This is a genomic window from Janthinobacterium sp. 1_2014MBL_MicDiv (genome assembly GCF_001865675.1).
In the GTDB taxonomy this organism is placed as follows: domain Bacteria; phylum Pseudomonadota; class Gammaproteobacteria; order Burkholderiales; family Burkholderiaceae_D; genus Janthinobacterium.
In genome coordinates this window covers 1,333,366-1,357,101 of the sequence record NZ_CP011319.1, presented here as the reverse complement: position 1 = coordinate 1,357,101, position 23,736 = coordinate 1,333,366, and the positions used below count along the sequence as shown (strand labels likewise).

The window sequence follows — 23,736 nt, the reverse complement described above, 5'->3', positions numbered from 1 at the left end:
AGTCAAAACAGGGCCGCCTCTTGTGGCGTGATGGCGGCCGGTCCCGTTTCAATCGCCGAGAACACGATGCTGGTGCGGTCGCCGCTCGCCTCGCTGATGCTGATGTTTTTCACGAATGCGCCGCCATCGAGGCGGATGCTGCCGATCGCCTTGGCCAGCGCCGGCTGGCGTGCCTTCAGCGCTACCTGCCAGGTGCCGCCATCGATGCTGCCATCCACTTCAAACAGGGTGTCGAGCTGCGCCAGGTCGCCGGCCAGCAGCGAAAACAGCACGCTGTTGATCATCTTGACCACCGGCTCCGTCTTCGCATCGAGGCGCATGGCCACGCGCTCGCCCTGGAAATGCACGATCTCGTCGCGCGTCAGGCGCAGGGTATTCGGAAACGGCTGCAAGGTGCGCCACAGCACGCCCTTGCCGGCCACCACGCAAAAGCGGCCATTCGACGCCAGCGCCTTCTTCATGCCCGCCAGCTGCTTGCTCTGGTCAAAGCGGCCGCACAGCTGCTGCGGCTTGGCCAGCATGGCCTCGATCTTCGCCACGGGCGCGGCCGCATGCAGCGGCGCCATCGCCATCAGGCACAAACCCGCCAGCAGGACTTTGATATGTTTTTTCATACGGCCTTCAATCCCAATTTTTCAAACAGTATCGGCGGCGAGGCAAAGCACATCTCGCCGCTGGCGATGTCGACGGCCACCTGCGTCGTGCTGGCGCGGTTCAGGCGCTTGCCCGTCGCGCTGTCGCTGACCAGGTACTCGATCTTCAAGCGGTCTTCCCACTCCACCAGGTCGGCGCGCAAGGTCAGGCGCTGGCCGAACGTGGCGGGCGCCACATAGCGCAAATGCATGTCGATCACGGGCCAGGCATAGCCGGACGCCTTCATGTCGACATAGTTGTAGCCGATGCTGTCAAGCAGCGCGCAGCGCACCACTTCGAGGTATTTGACGTAGCGGCCATGCCAGACGATTTCCATCGGGTCCAGGTCGAAGAACTGCACCTGCATCTCCACTTCGGCATGCCAGCGGCTGGGCGTGGCCCTCTTGCCGCGCACCTTATGCGTCTCAGTCATTGCCGGCTCCGTACAACGGCCAGGCCTGGGCGCGCATGCGTTCGAGCAGCACGCGCAGCTCCGGATCGAGACGACGGTCTTCCTCGACGGGCGCGATATCGGCGGCCAGCGCCTCCAGCATCGCTGCCAGCGCCGCTTGCGGCGGCACGTCGGGATTGACCTTGCAGCGCAGCCAGACGCCCTGGCGCACCGTGATCAGCAGGGCCGCAGCCACCTGCTCGCACAGTTCCAGCACGCGCAGGCAGTCGCGCGCGGCGATGGTGCCCATGCTGACCTTGTCCTGGTTGTGGCATTCGGTCGAGCGCGAAAATACCGAGGCCGGCATGGTCAGTTTCAGCGCTTCGGCCGTCCAGGCGGAGGCGCTGATCTGCAGTGCCTTCAAGCCGTGGTTGATGGCCGCGCGCGGTCCCGTGGCGCCGGACAGGTTCGCCGGCAAGCCCTGGTTGTAGCGGCTGTCGACCAGCAAGGCCATCTGGCGGTCCAGCAAGTCGGCCAGGTTGGCCACCGTGTTCTTCATGCTGTCCATGGCGAAGGCGATATGGCCGCCGTAGAAATGGCCGCCATGCAGCACGCGCTCGCCTTCGGCGTCGATGATGGGATTGTCGTTGGCGCTGTTGAGCTCATTCTCGATGGACGAGCGCAGCCACGGCAAGGCGTCGGCCAGCACGCCAATCACGTGCGGCGCGCAGCGGATCGAATAGCGGTCCTGCAGGCGCTTGCCGTTGCGTTCCCAGGAATCGGTGGGCAAATCGGCGCGCAGCCAGGCCGCCACTTGCTGCATGCCCGGATGCGGCTTGACGGAAAACAGGGTTTCATCGAAGTGATGCGCATTGCCGTCGAGCGCGAACGAGGCCATGGCCGTGATGCGCGTCGTCAGGCGCGTCAGGTATTCGGCACGCTCATACGCCAGGCAGGCCAGCGCCGTCATGACGGCCGTGCCGTTCATGATCGCCAGGCCTTCCTTTGGCCGCAGGCGCAGCGGCGTGATGCCCGCTTCGCGCAGCGCCTGCTCCGCCGGCACCTGTACGCCGTCGCGCCACACTTCGCGCTCGCCGCACAGCACCGCCGCCAGGTAGGACAGGGGCGTCAGGTCGCCGCTGGCGCCGACCGACCCTTCCGATGGAATCAGCGGCAGCAGGCCGGCGTCGAGCAGGCGCGCGATCTGCGCCAGCAGTTCCACGCTGACGCCGGAAAATCCTTTACTCAGCGACGCCAGGCGCGTAGCCATGATGGCGCGCGTCTGCGCCGGCGTGAAGAATTCACCGAGGCCGCAGCCGTGATAGGTGTACAGGTGGTGCGGCAGCTCGGCCACCAGTTCCGGCGGCACGGTCACCGTGCACGAATCGCCGTAGCCGGTGGTCACGCCATAGATGGTGCCATCCTCGCGCAGCAGGCGGTCGAGGAAATCGGCGCCGCGCGCGATTGCCGCGCGAAAGACCGGGTCGCTGGAGAGTTCGGCGCTGGCCCGGCCATGCGCGATATCGGTAATGTCTTCGATGCGCAGGCGCTCGCGGTCGAAGCGGACGGCGCGCCGGGTGTTTTTCAGGTCAGCGAGGTGCATCGGGAGTATCCAGTCTTGAAGTATCGGGGAGTTGCCAAAAATCGTAAAAATTGAACCATTCCAGCGGCGCGCGCAGGCAGTGGTGCTGCAGCCGCGCCGCGTAGGCGGCGGCCAGTTCGTCCAGCATGGGCTCGCGCGATTTGCGCGGCAAATGCAAGGACTCGCGGAACAGTTCGAAATGAATTTCCGAGCGCTGGCCGATGCGCATCGAAAACAGCAAATACACGGGGCATTGCAGCACGCTGGCCAGCACATACGGGCCGACCGGGAATGCGGCCGCCTGCCCCAGGAACGGCGCCACGGCCACGCGCGGCTGGGGCGAGACGGGAATGCGGTCACCGGCGATCACCACGAACTCGCCCTGCGCCACTTTCTCGGCCAGCAGCATGGCCGTGGCCGGCGTGATTTCCGTCACCTGCATCAGATTGAGCTGGCTGTCGGGGTTCAGGCGCTCCAGCATGCGGTTGAACGCCTGCGCGTGGCGCGTGTGCACGAGCACCGTCAGCTTCAGGCGCGCATTGCGCTGCGACAGCACGCGGCACAGATCGAGGTTGCCCAGGTGGGCGCACACCAGCAAGGCGCCGCGCCCCTCATCCAGACAGCGATTCACGCCGCCTTCGCCATCGACGCCGTGCAGGCTCACGCTGCGCGTGTCGTACAGCCCGCCCCACAGCAGCATCTTGTCGAGGATGGTTTCCGCAAACGCGGCAAAATGCCGCAGCACGCTCAGATTCGCCGGGCCGCCGCAGGCCGCGACGCGCTGCAGATACGCACGCGAGACGCGGCGCGCGCGGGCATGCGTCAGCACGTACCAGGCCAGCACCGGGTAGAGCACGATGCGAAATGGCCAGCGGCCGAAGACGCGGCAGATCCAGAACAGCAGGCGCATGCCGGCCACGAAGCTGATTTCGTTGAAGCCGGACCAGTGTCCGCGCGGCTGGTGCGACGCCATCGTCATCGCGCGCGCCAGTGGCGTGCCAGCAGGCGCGGTGCGCGCCACAGCATGCCGAAGAACAGGCGCGCATGCATGCACGAAATCAGCACGTTGTCGCGCCACAGCTCGAAATGCGAGACGCCGTCGCTGGGATAGCCAACCTTCGTGGGCAGGTTCGCCATCTCCAGTCCATCCCAGTACAGGCGCACCAGCACGTCGGTGTCGAAATTCATGCGCTGACCCAGCTGACGCCTCTCTGCCAGCACCATGAAAGGCGCCAGCGGATAGACGCGGAAGCCGCACATGGAATCGCGGATCTGCAGCGAGAGGGTATTGATCCACACCCAGACATGCGTCGCATAGCGGCCGTAGTAGCGCGCCTTCGGCACCGAGGCGTCGTACACGGGATAGCCGACCACCACCGCCGTCGGCGTGGCCTGCGCCTGCGCCAGGAAGCGCGGCACATCGTCCGTCTCGTGCTGGCCGTCCGCGTCGATCTGCAGCGCATGGCTGTGGCCTTGCGCATGCGCGTGGCGGCAGCCCGTCAAGACCGCCCCGCCCTTGCCCTGGTTGCGCGCGTGGCGCAGCAGGGTCACGCGCGACGGATGCGCGGCGGCCAGCGCATCCAGGGTGCGCGCGCCGGCATCAAGGCTGCCGTCGTCGACGAGGATCAGCGGCACGCCGTGCGGCAGCAGGCGCTCCACCACGGCGCCGATTGCATGCTCATGGTTGAACACGGGGATCACGATGCAGGGATGAAAACGCACTTCAGTCACCACGGGCTCCGGCGCGGCCAAAGCGCAGCAGCGAGTGGCAATAGCCGATGCCGTCGCGCGTGGTCAGCAATTCCAGGCCGGCCTCCTGCGCCAGGCGGATATAGTCGGCGCTCTGGTAAATCTTGCTGTTACCGCTGGCCATGGCCGTGAAGTACGGCGACGTGTTGATCAGGCAGTAGGCGGCGATATCGTATTGCTGGCGGTCCCAGAAGGTGTCCATGATCAGCACCTGGCCGTTCGGCCCCAGCGCCTGCGCCACGCGGCGCAGGATGCTGGCGATGGCCGGCTCGGAAAAGCAGCTGAGGAATTGGCTCATCCAGATCAGGTCCATGCCGGGCGGCAGCGGCGCCGCGTCGTCAAGCAGGTCGCAGGCGTGCAAATGGGCCCGCTCGCGCACGCCAGCGTCACTCAGTGTCCGCTCGGCCACCGCCAGCTGGCGCTCGAGGTCGACCAGGTGCAGTTCCACGCCTGCATGGTAGGCCAGCGCCGCGCTGGCGAACTTGCCCGTATTGGCGCCGATATCCATGATGCGGCGCGGCGCCGTGGCGAAGACGTCCGGGAAAATCTCGGGGAACGAGGTGTCCGAATAATGGTGGTCGAAGGCGAACCAGCTGCCCTTGGCCGGTTCCGACAGCGCCGACAAGCCCTGGTACAAGGTTGGCCAGTCGCCCAGCGCGGCCAGCCCCAATGGCTGCTCGGCGTCAAGCGAGCGGTCGAGGTCGAACAATCCCTGGTAGCAGACGTCATGCATGAAGTCCAGGTTGACCTGGGTGATGCTGTCCGTCAGCATGCAAAAACCTACCTTGTCGAGCACATACGCGCCGTCGCGCAGCGATACGACGCCGGCCGACAGGCACGACTCCAGCGCCACTTTCAACGCATACTCGGTCCAGCGGCCGCTGGCAGCCATGTCGGCGATCGTCAGGCCGCTGTGGCCCGTGTCGGCCAGTGCCTGCAGCATGCCGCGTTTCCACGCATAGCGCACGCATTGAAAGACGACGGGGCCGAAAGCGATTTTTTGCGCCTCGAAACGGGCGGCAAAGGCGGTCTGGCGTTCGGGTGAGAATTTTTTATCTAACATGCGCTCGCTGCTGGAGTGGGTGTATCGGCGCCGCCACCGGGAACGGCAGCGGCATTCGGGTGAAACAGGATGCGGCCGCTGGCATGCTGGCCAGCGTCCGACAGATAGCGAAACTGCAGGCTGGCCTTGAGCGCGTCATATTCGAGCGCCAGCCGCACGGGACGGTCCGGCAGCACCGGCTGCTGGAATTTCAAGGCGTGCATGGCGCGGAAATGCGCGGGCATTTCCAGGTGCTGGCGCGCAAAGTGCAGCGCCCACTCCACCTGCACCACGCCAGGCAGCAAGGGCGCGTCCGTGAAATGGCCGTCGAAATAAAACAGGTTCGCGGGCACCCGCAGCTCGAGCAGCAGCCGTGGCGTCTCGCCCTCGGCCGAGCGCTCGAGCAGCTGCGCATGCGGCAGGCGCGGCGGCTTGTCCACCGGCGCCAGCAGGGCCAGCAGCAGCGCCTGCGTCGTCTTGCCCTGCGTATTGATGGGCAGTTGCTCCAGGTAGCGCCAGCGGCGCGGCAAGGCGACGGCGTCGACCTGGCCGCCCAGCGCCAGTTGCAGCCGGCGATTCAGGGCCAGCTTGCCTTCGGCATCGAGCAGCGCGCGGCCGGCGGCGCTGCAGACGATAAAGGCGGCCACCTTCTGGCGCTCGCCCGCCGGCGCGTCGCACAGCAGCACGCGCGCATCCGTCACCAGCGGCGTGGCCAGCAAGGCCGCCTCGATGGCGCTCAGCGAAATGCGTTTTTCCTCGATCTTCACGATGCGGTCGCTGCGCCCCAGCAGCTGGAAGCGCCCTGGCACCGTTTGCCGCGCGCGGTCCGCCAGGCCTAGCCAGCCATCATCGGCCAGGTGCGCCGAGCGCACTTCCAGCGCGCCGTCGTCCAGCAAACGCCAGTCCACGCCGGGAAAGCCCTGCCAGCTTTCGTCGTCAGGGCGCTCCGGCGCGCGCTGGCGCCAGGCCACGCCGCCCGTCTCCGAACTGCCATAGATTTCGCGCGGCACGCGGCCAAGCAGATTGCCCGCCGCCAGCGCGCTGTCCAGGGCCAGCGGACCGCCCGACGAAAACACGGCGCGCAGCTGTGCGCGCGCGCCGGACCAGTCGAGGTGTTCCGGCAGGCGCTTCAGGTGCGCGGGACTGGCGGCCAGCACGCACGGGCCGCGCGCCAGCAAGGCCGCCAGCTGCTCCGGATAATCCACGCTGTGCGCATGCACGGCGCGCCCGGCGGCCAGCGGCCACAACACCTTGAACAGCAAGCCGTAGATATGCTGGTGCGAGACGGTGGCGACGACGGCGGCGCCATCGGCGTGTTCGCCAAACAGCTGCTCCAGCGTGGCCACTTCGCTGGCCAGTTGCGAGAGTTTTTTCGGAATGGCCTGCGCCGCGCCCGTGCTGCCGGAGGTGTACACCACCAGCGCCGGAAAATCGTCGGCGAGCACTGTCCATGCGCGCTCGGCCAGGCTGTCCGCTGGCAGGGGCAACGGCGCATGCGCGGCCGGGAACTGCCCCAGAAAGCCATCCACGGACGCGGCCAGCGAAGCGCAGCTGGCCGGCAAGGTATCGGCCGTCAGCCAGATGGTCTTGCCCGCCTGCCAGGCGCCCAGCAAGGCGGCGCCAAACTCGATGCTGTCGTCCAGGTACAGGGCGAAATGGCGGCCTGCCTGGCGCTCCAGCAGATCGGCCCACGCCGCCATGCGCGCGGCAACATGCGCGTGATCGAGCATGGCGCCATCGCGCCAGCCGATTGGCATGGCTGGCGGGCGGCCATGCATGGCCAGCGCCAGGCGCGCCAGCGGGGAAATCGGCGAACGTGTTTCAGGCACGGGTACTTCCGGCAACGAGGATTCAGACATGGTGCAAACGCTTAAAACGCAGGCGGACGAGATACTCGCCGCCAAATAACAGGGCCATCAGGACATAGGCGATGACGCCCGTGCACAGCGACCAGACGGCTTCGCTGGCCCACAGCGCCGTGCCCAGCGCGATGCCGCCATTGACGATGAAGAAACCGCACCAGACCTGCGTCACGCGGCGCGTATAGCGCACGGCCGCGGGTGGAAAATCCTTCTCGCGCAGGCGCGCCAGGCGCTCCACCACCGACGGCGGCGCCCACAGGCTGTAGCCGAAGGTGGCCAGCAAGACGGCGTTGACGAGCACCGGATACAGTTTCAGCGGCAGCAGCAGGTTGCTCCACAGGGCGATGGCGGCCAGCAGCAGCGCGGCGGCCACCGACCAGCGCGCGGCGCGCTGCAGCTTCAGCGCGGGCAGGCGGCAGGCGGCGGCCAGCAACAGCAGCAGCGCCAGCCAGCGCGGCTCGACCTGGCCGTGACCGAACCAGATCGCCAGCGGATACAGCACGGTCAGCAGCAACGCGACGGCATTGAGCAGCACGCGTTATGCCGCCTGTTCCGTCGCCGACATCGCGCGCAGCGCCTCGACCACGTCGTCGATCGTGCGGATGGTCTTGAACACTTCCGGCTGCAGGCGCTTGCCCGTCAACTGCTTCAACTTGACCGCCAGGTCGACCGCGTCGATGCTGTCGATATCGAGTTCCGCATACAGATTCGACTGCGGCGTCAGCGCCGCCGGATCCAGCTCGAACATTTCAGCCAGCAGTTGGACTACCCACGCGTACAGTTCATCGCGGCTCATTGCGCTCATATCTACCATTTTGCTGCTCCTTACTTCTTTCTGTGAGTGTCAACCATGGCCGCCAGCGCCCGTACCGAGGCAAAGTGGCGGCGCGTATCGGCCGAATCGGCCGACAGGGAAATGCCGTATTTTTTTTGCAGGGCGACGCCCAGTTCCAGCGCATCGATCGAATCGAGTCCCAGGCCCTCGACAAACAGGGGCGCATCCGTATCGATATCGGCAGCGCTCATGTCTTCCAGTTGCAGCGCCTCGATGATCAGTTCCTTCACTTCTTGTTCAAGCATGTTGTTCCTGTTTCCCGCTAAAGTAATGTTGCAGATGAGTGGTCAAGGTGCGCGCCGCCATCACGTCGCTGGCGCCACCGCCGGTAAACTCGTCGATCGCCAGGTCGTCCTGCACGGCAATCTCGAAATGCGCGCGGCGGGCCGGCACGCGCCACCACGGCTCGCCCTTGCCCAGGGTCCTGGGCAGGCAGCGGATCAGCACGGGCGTCACGTCGCGGCGGCCGCGCACGGCGATATTCGCCGCGCCCCGCTTCAGCACCACCTCGCCGCTGCGTGGCGTGCGCGTGCCTTCCGGGAAAATGATCAGGTTGTTGCCGCGTGCCAGCGATGCCAGGCAAGCGTCCACCAGTTCGGCGCCGCCCGTATTGTTGATATAGCCTGCCGCGCGCACGGGACCACCCGTAAACGGGTTGTTCCACAAATCGGACTTGACGATGCAATCGGCCTGCCTAACATACGCCATCAGGAAAATCGTGTCGATCAGGGTCGGATGATTGGCCAGGATCAGCAAGCCGCCCCGCTCCAGCTTGTCGAGACCGCGCAAGTCGTAGCGCAGCACGCCGAGAAAACGCATCAATCCGATATAAAATCGGAAGCTCCAGCGGATGACGGCGCGCGCGCAGGCAATGCGCGTTTCGCGCCGCCATACCAGCAACTGCAACAAGGGGAACACCAGCACGCGCAACAGCAAGCCGCCCAGGCCAAAAGCGGCAAAACTGAATGCGGTCGCGATGGTGCGCCAGGCTACCGACAGGCCGGCGCGTACAGCCCCCAGCTTATGCATGGCGGCTCCAGCGCCAGGTCTGGCGGTTGGCCGCATGTTCGAACGCGCGGGCTTCGCCCAGCATGAAACGCAGCACGGCCAGGCTGCCGGGCATGGCATCGGCCGCCACCGGCAACGCGTCGTCGCTGCCGCGGGCGCGCCACGTCAGGCCAAAACCCGTGTGCGGGGCAGCCTCGGCCTGCAGCAGCCAGGCAAATGCATGCGGCTGCTCATGGCAATCTTCAAAGGCCTCGAATGGAAACGGCAAGGGACACTCCGCCAGCACCAGCAATACCTGCGCCGCGCCATCGGCCAGCAGGCTGCACGCCTCGATCACTGCGGCCTCGAGGCTGGCGGCACCGGCGGCGACAGCCAGCTGGTTCGCCGTATCGGCGCGGGCGATGGAAAACAGGCCGGCGCTGGCATTGTGCACGGCCATGCCGAACGCGGTCGGCGACAAGGGCTCGCCCTGGGCCAGCGCCGACAACAGTTCGACGGCGCGCGCCACCTCGCCATGGCGCGAGCAAAAGACCAACGGAATATCGCGCTGTTCGCCCAGGCAGGCGTACGCCACTTCGAGTGCCATCTTGCCCAGCTGGCCTGCGCGGCGGCGCAGCATCGGCGCCATCGCGCGCACACCAGGCTCGCCGGCGACGGCAATCGGTGCAACGGGCACGGTGCTTTGCGCCCACGCCTGCCACTGCTGCTGCGTTTCCAGGCCTGGCGCCCAGGCGGCATGTCTGACAATTGAAAAACGGACACCATCGGTGCGCATATGCATTTTCCTGAGTTCAAAAAAAGGGCGAACTCACGTCAAAACTGCGCAAAAAGCCCCGCCGGCGTTCTTTTCAAATTATAAACTAAGGAAGTCAAAATAACTAAAATAAATGGCCCTGCGGCAACTTTTTAAATGGGGAGCCTAAAACCCTGTTTTACGGAATACGCCGCCCCAGTTACTATTTGTAACATCCCATCTATTATCTTCCGAGGAAAAAAGCGTCGCTCGTCAGCAAACAAGCTGCATTCTCAAAAAAGAGGTTTTTTATCAACAATAAAAAGAAGCTCTCTTTTACGACCACAAGAGCGTTGTTTTTAGATAACACGCACAGCATGGCGCGGTGGCGCGGCAAACGCAGGCATCGGACGCCACCGGCCAGCGCGCCGTCTATACAAACTCCAAAAAAACTGGCATCCCCCATTCCCGCCACCCGGCATGCCACGATGCCCTCCACATATGTCAGCGAGGATTAAACCGGCTACGCTGCAGTAACAATATAGAGCGCTTGCTTTATGCCCACGGCCGCCAACAGATTCAACTTTGACGGCTCCACCTTCCCGCCATGGAGAAGAATGGAGCGATCGGCAATAGCAGCGGGGAAGAGGACCAGGATGAGCGTGCCTGGCTGGCTTGCCACTCTGTGCAACGGGCGCAGAAAGGCGGCGGCCGGCATCAGCATCAATACGCTGCTGAAGTCGGCGCCGGCCAGGTGGCGGGGAGCGGCATGCAGGAAATCGGGGCTGGAACGGCGGCCCGGGGCGACGCCGGTGAAGAACCGGCCCGCGCGCGCCATGCAGGCAGGCGCGGCAAGGCCATGGCGCGCAGGGCGCCCGTCGTGACGGCGGCGGCGCAGGTGCTTGGGGGGCGCCGGCCAGGCCGGCGCCCAGCCGTTAAAACACCCAGAGCTTATCGGCGGGCATATGCAGCCAGTACTTGCCCGCTTCCAGCTTGTGGCGCGAATACGCGCGCAGGCTGATGTTCTCGGCGCCGCCGCGCTCGAACAGGCATTCCCAGCGGTCGCCCAGGTACATGCAGGTCAGCAGCGGCAACTCGATGGCGTTGTCCACCGGGGTGGCGCTGATTTTCACTTCCTCGACGCGGATCATGGTAGTTACTTCGGTACCGACGTTGGCGCCGCGCGCCACGCCCTGCATGGCGGCGCCGTCGACCAGCAGGCGCACGGCGTTGCCGTCGCGCTGCACCACCTTGCCGGGCAGGCGGTTGTTACTGCCCATGAATTCCGCCGTGAACAGGGTATCGGGCGTTTCATACATGCTTTGCGGCGTGCCCTGCTGCTCGATCTTGCCGTTATTGAGCAGCAGGATGCGGTCGGAAATGGCCATCGCCTCGCCCTGGTCATGCGTCACCATCAGCGCGGACAGGCCCAGGCGCACGATCAGTTCGCGCAGGAACGCCCGCGCCTCCTCGCGCAGCTTGGCATCGAGGTTCGACAGCGGTTCGTCGAGCAGGATCACGGGCGGGTTGTACACCAGTGCCCGGGCGATCGCCACGCGCTGCTGCTGGCCGCCGGACAGCTGATGCGGATAGCGCTCGCCCAGATGTCCCAGGCCCAGCTGCGTCAGCACTTCCTTCACGCGCCCGGCGATATCGGCCGTGCCCATCTTGCGCAGCTTGAGGCCGTAGGCGACGTTGTCGAAGACGGTCTTGTGCGGCCACAGCGCGTACGACTGGAACACCAGGCCCAGGTTGCGCTGCTCGGCCGGCATCTCGAAGTGCTTCGCGCCGTCGTAGACATTGCGCTCGCCGATCTCGATGGTGCCCGCCTTCGGGCTTTCCAGTCCGGCCACGGCGCGCAGCAAGGTGGTCTTGCCGCTGCCCGAAGGCCCCAGCAAGGCGACCACTTCGCCTTTTTTCAGGTGCATCGAGACCCCCTTCAGGATGGGGTTGGCGGAGGCGCCGGTGCCATAGTCCAGGTGCAGTTCATTGACGGTCAGTTCATTCATGATCTTGTCTCAGTCTTTAATTAGTTATGTAACTTCACGCCAAAGCGCAGCGCGATGCCCAGGCCGATGGCCACCAGGGTGATGTTGATGAAGGACAGCGCCGCCACCAGGTCGGTCGAGCCGCCCGCCCACAGCGATACCAGCATGGCGCCGATCACTTCCGTGCCCGGCGACAGCAGGTACACGCCGGTCGAATATTCGCGCTCGAAGATCAGGAACACCATCAGCCAGGCGCCCAGCAAACCGTACTTGATCAGCGGCAGGGTGACGTCGCGCGTCACCTGGCCGCGGCTGGCGCCGACGGCGCGCGCCGCCTCTTCCAGTTCCGGCCCCACCTGCAGCAGCGCGGTGGAAATCAGGCGCATGCCATAGGCCATCCACACCACCGAATATGCGAGCCACAGGGCAAAGATGGTCGAACGCAGTTCGCGCAGCACGGGAATCACGTGACCGCTGAGCCACAGGGCGACGCCGTTGTCCATGCCTTTCAATATGCCGTCGAGCCAGGCCGGCACGAACAGGAACACCCACAGGAAGGACAGGCCGGCCAGCAGGCCCGGCACGGCGCGCGGCACCAGCACGCTGTAGTCGAGCAGGCGCGTGATGCCATCCTGCTTGCGGTGCATGGCCAGCGCGATGAAGCTGTAGCAGCCCACGGCCAGGGCGCCGCCGACGACGCCGATCAGGATGGTGTTGACGATGCCGCGCACCAGCGACGGCTGCTCGAAGATATCGCGGAAATGCTGCAGGGTCAGCACGTCGGCCAGGTGCACGCCCTCGCCCCAGTACTGCACGAACGAGCGCAGCACGATGCCCGTCAGCGGCAGGATGATGGTGAAGATCAGCCAGCCGGCCAGCAGCGCGAACGCCAGCCACTTCCAGCGGCCCAGCGGCATGGCCTTGCTGCGCGCGCCCTTGCCCTTGATCGACACATACTTGTTGGCCGACTTGAGCAGCCAGCGCTGTATCATCACCAGCGGCATGGTCACCATCACCAGGCAGACGGCGACGGCGGCCATCAGGTGGTACGACGGCGTGCCCAGCTTGTTCGTCAATTTGTACAGATAGGTCGGCAGCACCAGATGGCCTTCCGGGTCGCCGAGCACCAGCACCAGGCCGAACACCTCGAAGCCGAGGAAGAACACCAGCACGCCCGCATACGCGAGCGCCGGCATGATCATCGGCAGCGACACGTTCATCATCACCTGCACCGGCGAGGCGCCGGCCACGCGGGCCGCTTCTTCCACGTCCGAGCCGAGGCTTTTCAGGGCCGACGAGGCGTACAGGTAGACGTGCGGCACGTGCGTCAGGCCGGCGATGATGACGATGCTGGTGAATGAATAGATATTCCAGGGCACGAAGCCCAGCAGCTCCTTGGCCCAGGTCGAATAAAAGCCCACGGGGCCCATCGAGACGACGTAGCCAAAGCCCATCACCATCGGCGACACAAAGATCGGCACCAGCAGCATGGGCGCTACCCAGCCGCGGCCGGGCAGGTCCGTGCGCACCATCAGGAAGGCCAGCATGCCGCCCAGCGGCACGGCGATGACGGTCAGGCCGAAGGCGAGCATCAGGCCATTCTTGAAGGCCATCGAAAAATCGGGATCATCGAAGATGAAACGGTAGGAGTCAAAGCCGAATTCGCGCACCGGCATGAAGAAGGGCGCGTTCAAAAAGCTTTGGTAAAAAATCAGGAACAGCGGCAGGAAGATGGCGACCAGGGTGATCGCCACGACCACGCCGCGCGGCCAGTTCAGGCGCGACAAGGGAGAACGCGACCGTGCAGGCAGCGGCAAGATAGCAGTTTGCATGATGAATCCAATGAATGAAGGGTGCGGCGTGCGCCCGCAAGCCAGGCTCGCGGGCGGCTAAGACGGCCTGGGAACTCCAGAAAACCCGTGGCGAGCGGCGATGAGGCTCGGCGCCCCTGTTGGCCAGAGAAGCGCAGCTGTGCGAATGCACAGTGAGCATCGGAGGCCGCAAATCGCGACGCGCAATGGGTTTTCGGAGGTTCCTACTTCTTGCCGGCTGTTTCTTTCCACTGCTTCAGGAAGGCCATGCGCTTGGCAGGTCCCAAGAATTGCAGGATGATCGGATGCACGGGGATCGGCTTGACGTTGGCCGCGCCGATTTCCTTGATCAGGTCAGCCGACGTGGTCTCGCCCGTGACGTCGGCGCGGATGGCAAACAGCTTGGCGCCGTTCGAGATGATGGTCTGGCCGCGGTGCGACAGGATGTAATCGAGCCACAGCTTGCTGGCGTTGACGTTCTTCGCGTTCTTGTTGATGAACTGCACGCGCGACAGGATCAGGGTGTAATCCTTGGGCAGCACCACGCCGATTGACGGGTCGGTCTTGGCGCGCACCAGGGCATAGGAGCCCAGCACGTTGTAGCCGATCAGGTTTTCACCCGAGGAGATGCGCTCCATCATGGTGCCCGTCGATGACTGCACGCGCACCTTGGCCGTGCCAAACGCATTTTGCAGCGCCAAAAATTGCGGGTACTCCTTGGCATCCTGCGCCATGAACATGAAGCCCACGCCCGATTTTTCAATGTCGTAGGTGGTGACCTTGTCCTTGAATTTCGGCGTGGCGATCAGCTTGGCGAAGTCGTCGTGGTTCTTCGGCACTTCCTTCGGATCGAGCAGTCGCTTGTTGTAGACAATGGCGGCCGGCTCGAACGTGGTGCCGTAAGCCTGGTCGTCCCACATCGCCCAGCCGGGAATCTTGGCCGCTTCCACGGACTTGTACTTCAGCGCATAGCCGTCCGAGGCCAGGCGCATCTGCAAGTCCATCGCCGACGACCACATCACGTCGGCCGTATTGCCGCCGGCCGCCACTTCGGAAATGAAGCGGTTGTACACTTCGGTGGAATTCATGTCGTTGTATTCGACCGAAATGCCTGGATACAGGGCGCTGAAATCCTTGATCAACGGTGCGGCGGCCTTGCTGTCGGTGGCGCTGTAGATCACCACCTTGCCTTCCTTCTTGGCCGCGTCGATGATTTTCTGGTAGTCAGCCGGATAGCCGGGCGGCACTTGCGCGAACGCGGCGCCGGCCAGGCTGGCAAATGCGGTGGCGATGGCGGCTTGAAGCAGGATCTTGGTTTGCATGGGGTTGTCTCCGTCTGTGAAATAGATTTTTTTAAATGGAATGGCGGTCAGCGCATCAGGCCAAGCTCGGTGGCTTGCCTGGCATACTCATCGACCGCTTTCCTGACATACGCCGTCAGCTTCGGCCCCGTCAGGGCGAATGGATACAGGCCGGCCTGCGCGCGCCATTCGGCGAACTGCGGCGTGGCCATGGCGCGGTCGAACGTGGCCACCCAGCGCTGGTAATCCGCCTCGGGCACCTGCGGCCCCATCCACACGCCGCGGATGATGGGCCAGACCACGTCGACGCCCTGCTCGCGCGCCGTCGGCACGCCGGCCAGCACGCCGGGCAGGCGCTTCTCCGACAGCACCGCCAGCACGCGCGCATGGTTGGCGCTGGCGTTCAGGGTGGCTTCCGACGTGTCGCCCGAGACCACCTGCACGTAGTCGGCCTGCATCGCCGTGAAGACTTCGCCGCCGCCTTCGAGCGCGACGAAGCGCAGCACTTTCGGATCGATGCCCGCATGGCGCGCCACCAGCGCCATCTTCAGCCAGTCCTGGCTGCCGATGGTGCCGGAGACGCCGATCAGCACCGTGTCCGGATGCTGGCGCAATGCGGCGATCAGGTCGCCCAGTGTCTTGTACGGCGAATCGCTGCGCACGGCGATCATGCCGTAGTCGGCGCCCAGCGCCGCGACCCAGCGCACGTCGCCCGCCTTGGCATTGCCGAACTTGCCCTGCGCCAGATTGAGCAGCGAGCCGCCCGAAAACGCCACCAACGTGTTCGGCTCCGCGCGGCGGCGCTGCGACACCATCGAGTGCCAGGCTACCGCGCCGATGCCGCCCGGCAGGTAGCTGATGCGCATGGGGCTTGCCACTGCCCCGGCCACGCCCGCTGCGCCCTCCTGCGCCAGGCCTTTCTTCGCCAGCTTGCACGTCAAATCCATGGCGCCGCCCGGCTTGGACGGCACCACGCATTCGGCCGGGGCGAGCGCCTGCGCCGCCGCGACGGCGGGCAACAGGCACAGCAACGACAGGAACAGGGCGCGCAGCATGGTCATGCCTTAGAAGCGGTGCTGGATGCCGGCGATCAGGCCGCGCTGCGTGTCGCCGAAACCGGCGTCGTCGCGCGACAGGCTGACCAGCTGATTGTGCTTGGCCTTGGCATAGGCGCCAGCGACGTACAGGTCCGTGCGCTTGGACAGCGCATAGCGCACGCGCGCCACGTACATGATCGGATCCGCATCGAGGTTGGCCGCCACGTTCTTCACGTCCTGGTAGTAGATCACGCCGGTCAGGGTGATCACCGGCGTCGTCTTGTAGCTGACGCCGCCCCAGTACAGGGTGCCGCGCACGTCGGCCTTGCCGGCAGCGGCCGGATCGAGCTTGTAGTCGCGCGCCGCCGCCTGCACCTTCCACGGGCCGTCGTCATACATGGCGCCCAGGTGGTACACGGTGGTCTTGTCGCGCGCGCCGCCGGCGATGGCATTGCCGTTGACCTGCTCATACGTGGCCAGCAGGCTGACGGGACCCGTCTTGTAGGTGAGCGCCGTCGACAGCTTGGCGCTGTCCGAGCTGCCCGTCGTCTGTTCGCCGAAGCCGTACGACGCGCCGTAGCTGAAGTCGCCGGTCTTGCCCGAATATTTGACCATGTTGTCGAAGGCGGTGGTCATGCCGTACTTGCTCGGGCCCGTCGCATGGGCCGAGGTGGCCCACGAATAGAACGGCGCATAGGCCATCGGATCGAACGGCAGCACGAAGTCGTACACGGTGGTAAACGAACGGCCCAGCACGACGCGGCCAAACGCGCCTTCCAGGCCCACATTCGCCTGGCGCTTGAACAGCGCGCCGTCGGCGGCGCCCGTGTCGACGAGGATGCCGCCTTCCAGATTGAACACGGCCTTCAGGCCGCCGCCCAGGTCTTCGCTGCCCAGGATGCCCCAACGCGAGGTATTCATGCCGCCCGAGCTGACTTGCGTCATCGAGCTTTTGTTCGGACCGGCGTTGCTGGTGTTGCTGATGCCGGCATCGAGGCGGCCGTACAGGGTGACGTTCGACTGGGCCTGGGCGCTGCCGGCGGCGGCCAGGACTGCCATGGCGGCCAGCGAGAATGCGGATTTCTTCATGTAACGTGTCTCCCTTAGATATAGTTATTAGTGATATGCCTGATCAATTTCATGAATCAGGATCACACTATATGAGCGCGATCCTTTCAATTCGCTTTCAGACTGACAGGTGTCGCCGGCCAGCCACAAGGGGCACAAACATATTCATCGCCGCCCCTGTCGGCGGCGCGCCGACAGGCTTACACTGCAACCATTCAAACGAATGGCGGAGACCATGCGCATATTATTAGTGGAAGACCATCTGGAGCTGTCGCACTGGCTGGCAAAGGCCCTGCGCGACGCGCACCTGACGGTGGAGACCGCCCACAACGGCGCCGATGCCGACGCCCTGCTGCACACGCAGGAGTACTCGCTGGTGCTGCTCGACCTGACCCTGCCCAAGATGGACGGCCTGGACGTGCTGCGCCGCCTGCGCGCGCGCGGCGGCACGCGCGGCAAGACTCCCGTCATGATACTCACGGCGCGCGGCGGCCTGGACGAAAAAGTGCAGGGACTGAACCTGGGCGCCGACGACTACATGGCCAAGCCGTTCGAGCTGGCCGAACTGGAAGCGCGCGTGAAGGCCCTGCTGCGCCGCAGCCAGGGCAACGAGGCGCTCGTGCATAGCTGCGGCGCGCTCAGTTTCGATACCGTCACGCGCATGTTCAGCTATGGCGGCGCGGCGCTGGCCCTGACGCCGCGCGAACACGCCGTGCTCGAGGCGCTGATCACGCGCTCGGGCCGCGCCGTCTCGAAGGAAAAGCTGTTCGACGAAGTCTTCGCCCTGGCCGACGACGCCAACCTGGACGCCATCGAACTGTACATCCACCGCGTGCGCAAAAAGCTCGAGAGCAATGCGGAAGGCGGCGTGGAAAGCGGCTCGCCCGACGGCGCCGTCATCACCACGCTGCGCGGCATCGGCTACCTGCTGCAGCCGCGCAGCGCCATGGCGCCTGCCGCGCCAAAATGAGCGCCACCATGCGGCGTCTGCCCCTGCTCGAGCGCCTGCGCCGGCGCTGGGCGCAAGGCCGGCCGCTGGGCAGCCTGCGCAGCCAGCTGCTGCGCTGGCTGCTCATTCCGCTGGTCATGCTGGTGCTGCTCGATGCCGTTTTTGTTTACCGCAACGCCCTCGACGCGGCCGACATGGCCTACGACCGCTCGCTGCTGGCGTCGACGCGCGCGCTGGCCGAGCGCGTCTCCATCGTCGGCGGCAAGGTGGTGGCCGAAGTGCCCTACGTGGCGCTCGACAGCTTTGAAACCGATACCCTGGGACGCATCTACTACAAGGTGACGGGCATCAACGGCGAGCTGGTCTCCGGCTATGGCGACTTGCCGCCCGTGCCGAAGAACGTGCCCCGTTCGCAGAACTACCCGGCCCTGGTGCGCTTTTACCATGCCGACTACCACGGCAAGCCGATACGCATCGCGGCCTTGCTGCAACCCGTGTACGACGACTCGATGCGCGGCATCGCCCTGATCCAGGTGGCGGAAACCCTCGATGCGCGGCGCGGCCTGTCGAACCAGATCCTGTTCGATACGCTCAGCTGGCAGGCGGCGATGATACTGGTGATGGGCGCCCTCGTGTGGTTTGCCGTGCGCCTGGTGCTGCAGCCGCTGATGCGCCTGAAAACGGAAGTCGAGACGCGCGCCCTGTCCGACCTGTCCGACGTCGATCCCGCACTCGTGCACAAGGAGATGCGTCCGCTGGTGAGCGCCATGAACGGTTCCATGTCGCGCCTGCAGCAGCTGATCGCCAGCCAGCGCCGCTTCATCGCGGACGCCTCGCACCAGCTGCGCACGCCCCTGACGGTGCTGAAAACACAGGCCGAACTGGCCTTGCGCGAGTGCGACCGCCAGGCGGTCGGGCCGCCCGACATGGCGGCCCTGCGCGACATCGTGCGCTCGATTGCCGTCACGACCGATTCGACCGTGCTGCTGGCGAACCGGCTGCTGACCCTGGCGCGCATCGAGCATGGCGGCGACACCCTGGCCATGGACACCGTCCCGCTGCGCGACGTGGCGCAGCAGGTGGGCCTGGAAATGGCCATGACCGCCGTCGGCAAGAATATCGACCTGTCGCTGGAAGCGCCCGACGAAGCGCCCGTGCATGGCCAGGCGCTGCTGCTGCACGAACTGGTGGCCAACCTGGTCGACAATGCCCTGCGCTACACGCCGCAGGACGGCAGCGTGATCCTGCGCGTGCGCGTGCGCGTGCCCGAGCGTGACGGCGATGGCAATGAAACGGTACTGGAAGTGGAAGACAGCGGCGCCGGCATCCCGCCCGCCGAACGCGAACGCGTGTTTACGCCGTTTTACCGGGTCGGTGCGGCACTCGAGAGCAATCCTGGCGGCGCCGGACTGGGCCTGGCCATCGTGCGCGACATCGCCGCCCTGCACGGCGCCCGGCTGGAACTGGCGACGGCCGCCAATGGACACGGGCTGAAAGTCAGCGTGCATTTCAGCTGCGTAACATGACGGCTTGCACAAATGCCTCTTTGGCAGCAATCGTTGCCCAAAAACAACACATGATATATTTTTAATGCTTTTAAAACAGTTGCCTTACATAAACATATTCATCCCTATACAATTCGGCTCCCATTAAGCGGCGAGACAGTCTCTCCGCATTAATTACCTAGGATTAATATGAAAAAGCAATTGTTTGCAGCAGTCGTTGGCGCCGCCCTGGCATTCCCATTGTTCGCCCAAGCCGAGAGCATCTACGCTGGCGCGAATATCGGCCGCGCGGAACTGAAAGTATCTGCAGATCAAGGAAGTTCGCGCAAGGACAACGATACCGGCTACAAAGTCTACGCTGGCTACGACTTCACGCAGAACTTCGGCGCGGAAGCCGGCTACGTCGATTTCGGCAAGCTGTCGCAAAACATTGAAGACATGAAATCGGCAATCAAGAACCATGCATTCTACGTCGCCGCCACCGGTACCCTGCCGCTGAACGAACAGTTCTCGCTGTTCGCCAAGGCTGGCGTTGCGCAAAACCGCGCCAAACTCACCATCAACGCATTGAATTTCAGCAAGAGTGAATCGCACAACAAAACCTCCGCCCTGTTCGGTATCGGCGCGGCTTACCACTTCGACAAAAAACTGTCGCTGGTTGCGGAATACGAAAACTTCGGCAAGGTAGCGAGCGAAGACGGCGCCACGCTGAAAGCGGACCTGCTGTCGATCGGCCTGCGCTACAAGTTCTGATACGCGCTTGCGCGTCTCAGTATCCTGCCGTTGCAAGGGTGGATAAGAAAAGCCGGCTGCAAAGCCGGTTTTTTTATGGGCGCATGGCGCGCCATGGGCACCGATGTTAAGATCGCGCCCTGAGATTTTAATGAAGGCAGACTGCCATGATGACCAAAGAAGACGTAAGCGAACTGTTCGCCAATATCGCCGAGAACGCGCCGTGGGACTTGACCCAGCCGCTGCTGTGGGGCTATTACTTCACCAACCCCACGTCCGAGCCGCTGGAGCAGGCCGCTTCCCTGCTGGCGCTGCAGGGCTATCGTCCCGTGGAACTGTACCAGCCGGAACTCGACGATCCGGCGGCGCCGCCCGTGTGGGTGCTGCACGTGGAAAAAGCCGAAGTGCACGGCGTCGACAGCCTGCACGCGCGCAATGGCGAACTGATGGCGTTTGCCCAGGAAAACCAGCTGGCCAGCTATGACGGCATGGACGTGGGGCCCGTCGGCGCGCCGGATGTTGCGCAGCTGTAAGGCTGTTCCAGAATGAAAAAACGGCGCCCGCGGGCGCCGTTTTGCATGGATCGCTGAAGCTGGTTAGCTGAGGTTTTCCAGGCGAATCTTCGTGACGGTACCGACCACGCTGCTCAGCGCTTCCATCTTGCCGATGGCGGCCGTGACGTTCTTTTCCTGCGTCTGGTGCGTCAGCATGATGATGTCCGTATGCGTCTCGCCTTCGGCCGGTTCCTTTTGCAGCATGGCGTCGATCGAGATGCCGCGCTCGGCCAGGATGCGCGTCAGGTCGGCCAGCACGCCAGGCTGGTCGGCCACATGCATGCGCAGGTAGTAGCTGGTGGTGATTTCCGACATCGGCAAAATTTCAATGTTGGTCATCGCGTTCGGCTGGAACGCCAGGTGCGGCACGCGGTGTTCCGGATCGGCCGTGGCCAGGCGGGTGATGTCGACCAGGTCGGCGATCACCGACGAGGCGGTCGGCTCGGCGCCGGCGCCACGGCCCGAGTACAGGCTGGCGCCGACGGCGTCGCCGTGCACCAGCACCGCGTTCATGGCGCCTTCCACGTTGGCGATCAGGCGCTTGGCCGGGATCAGGGTCGGATGCACGCGCAGCTCGATGCCTTCCACGCCGTTGACGGTGGTGCGCTTGGTGATGCCCAGCAGCTTGATGCGGTAACCCAGCTGCTCGGCATAGCGGATGTCGACGGCATTGAGGTTGCTGATGCCTTCGACGTAGGCCTTGTCGAACTGCACCGGGATGCCGAAGGCGATGGCCGACATGATGGTGGCCTTGTGCGCGGCATCGACGCCTTCGATGTCGAAGGTGGGATCGGCTTCCGCGTAGCCCAGTTCCTGCGCCTGTTTCAGCACGGTGGCGAAATCGAGGCCCTTGTCGCGCATCTCGGACAGGATGAAATTGGTGGTGCCGTTGATGATGCCGGCGATCCATTCGATGCGGTTGGCCGTCAAGCCTTCGCGCAGCGCCTTGATGATGGGGATGCCGCCGGCGACGGCCGCCTCGAAGGCCACCATCACGCCCTTGTCCTGGGCGGCGGCGAAGATTTCATTGCCGTGCACGGCCAGCAGGGCCTTGTTGGCCGTGACCACGTGCTTGCCGTTGGCGATCGCCTGCATCACCAGGGTTTTCGACAGGTCGTAGCCGCCGATCAGTTCGACGACGATGTCGATCTCGGGATCGTTGACGATCAGCATCGGGTCATTGACGACCTTGCAGGCGCCGGCGATCAGCGCCTCGGCGCGCGCCACGTCGCGCACGGCGACGGCGACGACTTCAATGCCGCGGCCAGCGCGGCGCTTGATTTCTTCCTGGTTGCGTTGCAGGACGCTGAACGTGCCGAATCCGACATTGCCCAGGCCCAGCAGGCCAATCTTGATGGATTTCATAGTTATGCTTGACTGCTCATTAAGTGGCGCCGCCGAGTGCGGCGCCAGGTTGATCGAGATTGCTGCTGGCCGGTTCAGCCCCGGCTGTGACGCTTGCGGTAACCTTCGAGGAAGCGCGCGATGCGGCCCATGGCCTCGGTCAGGTCATCGGAGTTAGGCAGGAAGACGACGCGAAAATGGTCGGGCGCGATCCAGTTGAACCCCGTGCCCTGCACGATCAGGACCTTGGCTTCGGCCAGTAATTCATAGGCAAACTGCTGGTCGTCGGCGATCGGGTAAATCTCCGGATCCAGACGCGGGAACATGTACAGCGCGGCCTTCGGCTTGACACAGGTGACGCCCGGAATATCGGTCAGCAGCTTGTGCGCCAGGTCGCGCTGTTTCAACAGGCGCCCGCCAGGCCCCACCAGGTCTTGTATGCTCTGGTAGCCGCCAAGCGCCGTCTGGATGGCAAACTGCCCCGGCGCGTTGGCGCATAGCCGCATCGAGGCCAGCATGTTGAGGCCCTCGATGTAATCCTTGGCGTGCCGCTTTTCGCCCGAGACCACCATCCAGCCAGAGCGGTAGCCGCAGGAGCGGTAATTCTTCGACAAGCCGTTCATGGTGATGAACAGCACATCGTCGGCCAGCGAGGCGATCGACACGTGCTCGGCTTCGTCGTACAGCACCTTGTCGTAGATTTCGTCAGCGAAAATGATCAGCTGGTGCTGGCGCGCCAGTTCGACGATCTGCAGCAGCACGGCCACCGGGTACAGCGCGCCCGTGGGGTTGTTCGGGTTGATGACGACGATGGCCTTGGTCTGCGGCGTGATCTTGCGGCGCATGTCCTCGATGTCGGGATACCATTCGTTCTGCTCGTCGCACACATAATGCACGGGATTGCCGCCCGACAGGCTGACGGCGGCCGTCCACAGCGGGTAATCGGGCGCGGGCACCAGCACTTCGTCGCCGCTGTTGAGCAGCGCGTTCATCGACATCACGATCAGTTCGGAAGCGCCATTGCCCAGGTAAATGTCGTCGATGGTCACGCCGGCGATATTCTTGCCTTGCGTATAGTGCATGACGGCCTTGCGCGGCGCGAACATGCCTTTCGAATCCGTATAGCCGGCCGCGTTCTGCAGGTTGAGCATCATGTCGCGCACGATCTCGTCGGGCGGATCGAAGCCGAATACGGCCAGGTTGCCGATATTGAGCTTGGTGATCTTGTGGCCTTCTTCTTCCATTTGCCTGGATTTTTCCAGGACCGGGCCGCGGATGTCGTAGCAGACGTCCGCCAATTTATTCGATTTCTGAATCGGTCGCAAAATAAATCCCTGTCGTGATGCGGCGCTGCCGGCCTTACGCTTGCGGCGTATGGCCCGCGCCAGAACTATGAACCCATGAGACTGCAATACGAGAGACTGCAAGGCGAAAACAACCATTCTCGCCGAAAGCAGGCCATTTTATCAAATTAAACATGGCGGACTGCAGCATTTAGAGCCAATTCTGCCACGCCGGCCCGCCCGGCGGACATTTCCCGCCCCGCCTCCTTCATCTTCCCTTAATCTTTACCTATTACCATGGCGCCAACGCCCTTGCATGCGGCCACGCC

At 64.4% G+C, this 23,736-nt stretch carries 25 protein-coding genes; 4 read left to right on the top strand and 21 right to left on the bottom strand.

Annotated features, from left to right (window positions below; genetic code table 11):
- Positions 1-2 precede the first annotated feature (2 nt).
- From YQ44_RS05935 to YQ44_RS05850, 19 genes are all read right to left on the bottom strand, one after another.
- Positions 3-614, bottom strand: coding sequence for a LolA family protein (locus YQ44_RS05935; RefSeq protein WP_071322598.1), 612 nt, complete (start codon positions 612-614; stop codon positions 3-5).
- Complete coding sequence (locus tag YQ44_RS05930) at positions 611-1,066, bottom strand: acyl-CoA thioesterase (RefSeq protein WP_071322597.1); 456 nt, start codon at positions 1,064-1,066, stop codon at positions 611-613. The genes YQ44_RS05935 and YQ44_RS05930 overlap by 4 nt, the downstream gene beginning before the upstream one ends.
- Positions 1,059-2,627 carry an HAL/PAL/TAL family ammonia-lyase gene (locus tag YQ44_RS05925; RefSeq protein WP_071322596.1) on the bottom strand — a complete coding sequence of 523 codons (1,569 nt, stop codon included), beginning with the start codon at positions 2,625-2,627 and terminating at the stop codon, positions 1,059-1,061. Before YQ44_RS05925 ends, YQ44_RS05930 begins: the two co-directional genes overlap by 8 nt.
- Positions 2,614-3,585 carry an LpxL/LpxP family acyltransferase gene (locus tag YQ44_RS05920; protein WP_071326282.1) on the bottom strand — a complete coding sequence of 324 codons (972 nt, stop codon included), beginning with the start codon at positions 3,583-3,585 and terminating at the stop codon, positions 2,614-2,616. The genes YQ44_RS05925 and YQ44_RS05920 overlap by 14 nt, the downstream gene beginning before the upstream one ends.
- Positions 3,582-4,337, bottom strand: coding sequence for a glycosyltransferase family 2 protein (locus YQ44_RS05915; RefSeq protein ID WP_071326281.1), 756 nt, complete (start codon positions 4,335-4,337; stop codon positions 3,582-3,584). Before YQ44_RS05915 ends, YQ44_RS05920 begins: the two co-directional genes overlap by 4 nt.
- On the bottom strand, positions 4,330-5,418 hold the full coding sequence (locus tag YQ44_RS05910) for a class I SAM-dependent methyltransferase (protein ID WP_071322595.1): 1,089 nt from the start codon (positions 5,416-5,418) through the stop codon (positions 4,330-4,332). The genes YQ44_RS05915 and YQ44_RS05910 overlap by 8 nt, the downstream gene beginning before the upstream one ends.
- Positions 5,412-7,256, bottom strand: coding sequence for an AMP-binding protein (locus YQ44_RS05905; protein ID WP_083411662.1), 1,845 nt, complete (start codon positions 7,254-7,256; stop codon positions 5,412-5,414). The genes YQ44_RS05910 and YQ44_RS05905 overlap by 7 nt, the downstream gene beginning before the upstream one ends.
- The gene (locus YQ44_RS05900; RefSeq protein WP_071322593.1) at positions 7,249-7,794 is read right to left on the bottom strand and encodes a hypothetical protein; all 546 of its coding nucleotides are present in this window, start codon (positions 7,792-7,794) and stop codon (positions 7,249-7,251) included. The genes YQ44_RS05905 and YQ44_RS05900 overlap by 8 nt, the downstream gene beginning before the upstream one ends.
- 3 nt (positions 7,795-7,797) lie before the next feature.
- The gene (locus YQ44_RS05895) at positions 7,798-8,064 is read right to left on the bottom strand and encodes an acyl carrier protein (protein ID WP_442905932.1); all 267 of its coding nucleotides are present in this window, start codon (positions 8,062-8,064) and stop codon (positions 7,798-7,800) included.
- 20 nt (positions 8,065-8,084) lie between these two features.
- Complete coding sequence (locus YQ44_RS05890) at positions 8,085-8,339, bottom strand: phosphopantetheine-binding protein (protein ID WP_071322591.1); 255 nt, start codon at positions 8,337-8,339, stop codon at positions 8,085-8,087.
- Entirely contained in the window at positions 8,332-9,123 is a 792-nt protein-coding gene (locus YQ44_RS05885; RefSeq protein WP_071322590.1) for a lysophospholipid acyltransferase family protein, read from the bottom strand. The genes YQ44_RS05890 and YQ44_RS05885 overlap by 8 nt, the downstream gene beginning before the upstream one ends.
- Positions 9,116-9,877 carry a beta-ketoacyl synthase chain length factor gene (locus tag YQ44_RS05880; protein WP_071322589.1) on the bottom strand — a complete coding sequence of 254 codons (762 nt, stop codon included), beginning with the start codon at positions 9,875-9,877 and terminating at the stop codon, positions 9,116-9,118. The genes YQ44_RS05885 and YQ44_RS05880 overlap by 8 nt, the downstream gene beginning before the upstream one ends.
- 202 nt (positions 9,878-10,079) lie before the next feature.
- Positions 10,080-10,334, bottom strand: a complete 255-nt coding sequence (locus tag YQ44_RS28675; RefSeq protein WP_156894703.1) for a hypothetical protein — start codon at positions 10,332-10,334, stop codon at positions 10,080-10,082.
- Between the two features lie 24 nt (positions 10,335-10,358).
- On the bottom strand, positions 10,359-10,673 hold the full coding sequence (locus YQ44_RS05875) for a hypothetical protein (RefSeq protein ID WP_071322588.1): 315 nt from the start codon (positions 10,671-10,673) through the stop codon (positions 10,359-10,361).
- Positions 10,674-10,770: 97 nt separating this feature from the next.
- Complete coding sequence (locus YQ44_RS05870; protein WP_071322587.1) at positions 10,771-11,844, bottom strand: ABC transporter ATP-binding protein; 1,074 nt, start codon at positions 11,842-11,844, stop codon at positions 10,771-10,773.
- A gap of 20 nt (positions 11,845-11,864) precedes the next feature.
- Positions 11,865-13,655 (bottom strand): ABC transporter permease, encoded by a 1,791-nt coding sequence (locus YQ44_RS05865; protein WP_071322586.1) that lies wholly within the window; start codon positions 13,653-13,655, stop codon positions 11,865-11,867.
- Between the two features lie 203 nt (positions 13,656-13,858).
- Positions 13,859-14,956, bottom strand: a complete 1,098-nt coding sequence (locus YQ44_RS05860) for an ABC transporter substrate-binding protein (RefSeq protein ID WP_071322585.1) — start codon at positions 14,954-14,956, stop codon at positions 13,859-13,861.
- Positions 14,957-15,003: 47 nt separating this feature from the next.
- The gene (locus tag YQ44_RS05855) at positions 15,004-15,996 is read right to left on the bottom strand and encodes a Bug family tripartite tricarboxylate transporter substrate binding protein (RefSeq protein ID WP_071322584.1); all 993 of its coding nucleotides are present in this window, start codon (positions 15,994-15,996) and stop codon (positions 15,004-15,006) included.
- Positions 15,997-15,999: 3 nt separating this feature from the next.
- The gene (locus YQ44_RS05850) at positions 16,000-17,061 is read right to left on the bottom strand and encodes a porin (RefSeq protein ID WP_071322583.1); all 1,062 of its coding nucleotides are present in this window, start codon (positions 17,059-17,061) and stop codon (positions 16,000-16,002) included.
- Positions 17,062-17,275: 214 nt separating this feature from the next.
- Here YQ44_RS05850 and YQ44_RS05845 point away from each other — a divergent pair, with 214 nt between their 5' ends.
- From YQ44_RS05845 to YQ44_RS05830, 4 genes are all read left to right on the top strand, one after another.
- A complete protein-coding gene (locus YQ44_RS05845; RefSeq protein WP_071326280.1) occupies positions 17,276-18,010 on the top strand; it encodes a response regulator in 735 nt (244 codons plus the stop codon).
- Positions 18,011-18,018: 8 nt separating this feature from the next.
- A complete protein-coding gene (locus YQ44_RS05840; RefSeq protein ID WP_232251059.1) occupies positions 18,019-19,515 on the top strand; it encodes a sensor histidine kinase in 1,497 nt (498 codons plus the stop codon).
- 168 nt (positions 19,516-19,683) lie between these two features.
- Complete coding sequence (locus tag YQ44_RS05835; protein WP_071322581.1) at positions 19,684-20,247, top strand: outer membrane beta-barrel protein; 564 nt, start codon at positions 19,684-19,686, stop codon at positions 20,245-20,247.
- A 146-nt stretch (positions 20,248-20,393) separates the two neighbouring features.
- On the top strand, positions 20,394-20,759 hold the full coding sequence (locus YQ44_RS05830; protein ID WP_083411661.1) for a ribonuclease E inhibitor RraB: 366 nt from the start codon (positions 20,394-20,396) through the stop codon (positions 20,757-20,759).
- A 63-nt stretch (positions 20,760-20,822) separates the two neighbouring features.
- On the opposite strand, the gene YQ44_RS05825 is transcribed toward YQ44_RS05830, so the two are convergent.
- Together YQ44_RS05825 and YQ44_RS05820 are read right to left on the bottom strand one after the other, a co-directional pair.
- Complete coding sequence (locus tag YQ44_RS05825) at positions 20,823-22,145, bottom strand: homoserine dehydrogenase (RefSeq protein WP_071322580.1); 1,323 nt, start codon at positions 22,143-22,145, stop codon at positions 20,823-20,825.
- Between the two features lie 74 nt (positions 22,146-22,219).
- Positions 22,220-23,449, bottom strand: a complete 1,230-nt coding sequence (locus YQ44_RS05820; protein ID WP_071322579.1) for a pyridoxal phosphate-dependent aminotransferase — start codon at positions 23,447-23,449, stop codon at positions 22,220-22,222.
- Between the last annotated feature and the right edge of the window lie 287 nt (positions 23,450-23,736).

What these genes read in the sequence shown, in the direction of transcription:
- YQ44_RS05935 (WP_071322598.1), bottom strand. Translation starts at nt 614, where the DNA reads ATGAAAAAACATATCAAAGTCCTGCTGGCGGGTTTGTGCCTGATGGCG.
- YQ44_RS05930 (WP_071322597.1), bottom strand. Translation starts at nt 1,066, where the DNA reads ATGACTGAGACGCATAAGGTGCGCGGCAAGAGGGCCACGCCCAGCCGC.
- YQ44_RS05925 (WP_071322596.1), bottom strand. Translation starts at nt 2,627, where the DNA reads ATGCACCTCGCTGACCTGAAAAACACCCGGCGCGCCGTCCGCTTCGAC.
- YQ44_RS05920 (WP_071326282.1), bottom strand. Translation starts at nt 3,585, where the DNA reads ATGACGATGGCGTCGCACCAGCCGCGCGGACACTGGTCCGGCTTCAAC.
- YQ44_RS05910 (WP_071322595.1), bottom strand. Translation starts at nt 5,418, where the DNA reads ATGTTAGATAAAAAATTCTCACCCGAACGCCAGACCGCCTTTGCCGCC.
- YQ44_RS05905 (WP_083411662.1), bottom strand. Translation starts at nt 7,256, where the DNA reads ATGTCTGAATCCTCGTTGCCGGAAGTACCCGTGCCTGAAACACGTTCG.
- YQ44_RS05895 (WP_442905932.1), bottom strand. Translation starts at nt 8,064, where the DNA reads ATGAGCGCAATGAGCCGCGATGAACTGTACGCGTGGGTAGTCCAACTG.
- YQ44_RS05890 (WP_071322591.1), bottom strand. Translation starts at nt 8,339, where the DNA reads ATGCTTGAACAAGAAGTGAAGGAACTGATCATCGAGGCGCTGCAACTG.
- YQ44_RS05885 (WP_071322590.1), bottom strand. Translation starts at nt 9,123, where the DNA reads ATGCATAAGCTGGGGGCTGTACGCGCCGGCCTGTCGGTAGCCTGGCGC.
- YQ44_RS05880 (WP_071322589.1), bottom strand. Translation starts at nt 9,877, where the DNA reads ATGCGCACCGATGGTGTCCGTTTTTCAATTGTCAGACATGCCGCCTGG.
- YQ44_RS05875 (WP_071322588.1), bottom strand. Translation starts at nt 10,673, where the DNA reads ATGGCGCGCGCGGGCCGGTTCTTCACCGGCGTCGCCCCGGGCCGCCGT.
- YQ44_RS05870 (WP_071322587.1), bottom strand. Translation starts at nt 11,844, where the DNA reads ATGAATGAACTGACCGTCAATGAACTGCACCTGGACTATGGCACCGGC.
- YQ44_RS05865 (WP_071322586.1), bottom strand. Translation starts at nt 13,655, where the DNA reads ATGCAAACTGCTATCTTGCCGCTGCCTGCACGGTCGCGTTCTCCCTTG.
- YQ44_RS05860 (WP_071322585.1), bottom strand. Translation starts at nt 14,956, where the DNA reads ATGCAAACCAAGATCCTGCTTCAAGCCGCCATCGCCACCGCATTTGCC.
- YQ44_RS05855 (WP_071322584.1), bottom strand. Translation starts at nt 15,996, where the DNA reads ATGACCATGCTGCGCGCCCTGTTCCTGTCGTTGCTGTGCCTGTTGCCC.
- YQ44_RS05850 (WP_071322583.1), bottom strand. Translation starts at nt 17,061, where the DNA reads ATGAAGAAATCCGCATTCTCGCTGGCCGCCATGGCAGTCCTGGCCGCC.
- YQ44_RS05845 (WP_071326280.1), top strand. Translation starts at nt 17,276, where the DNA reads ATGCGCATATTATTAGTGGAAGACCATCTGGAGCTGTCGCACTGGCTG.
- YQ44_RS05840 (WP_232251059.1), top strand. Translation starts at nt 18,019, where the DNA reads ATGCGGCGTCTGCCCCTGCTCGAGCGCCTGCGCCGGCGCTGGGCGCAA.
- YQ44_RS05835 (WP_071322581.1), top strand. Translation starts at nt 19,684, where the DNA reads ATGAAAAAGCAATTGTTTGCAGCAGTCGTTGGCGCCGCCCTGGCATTC.
- YQ44_RS05830 (WP_083411661.1), top strand. Translation starts at nt 20,394, where the DNA reads ATGATGACCAAAGAAGACGTAAGCGAACTGTTCGCCAATATCGCCGAG.
- YQ44_RS05825 (WP_071322580.1), bottom strand. Translation starts at nt 22,145, where the DNA reads ATGAAATCCATCAAGATTGGCCTGCTGGGCCTGGGCAATGTCGGATTC.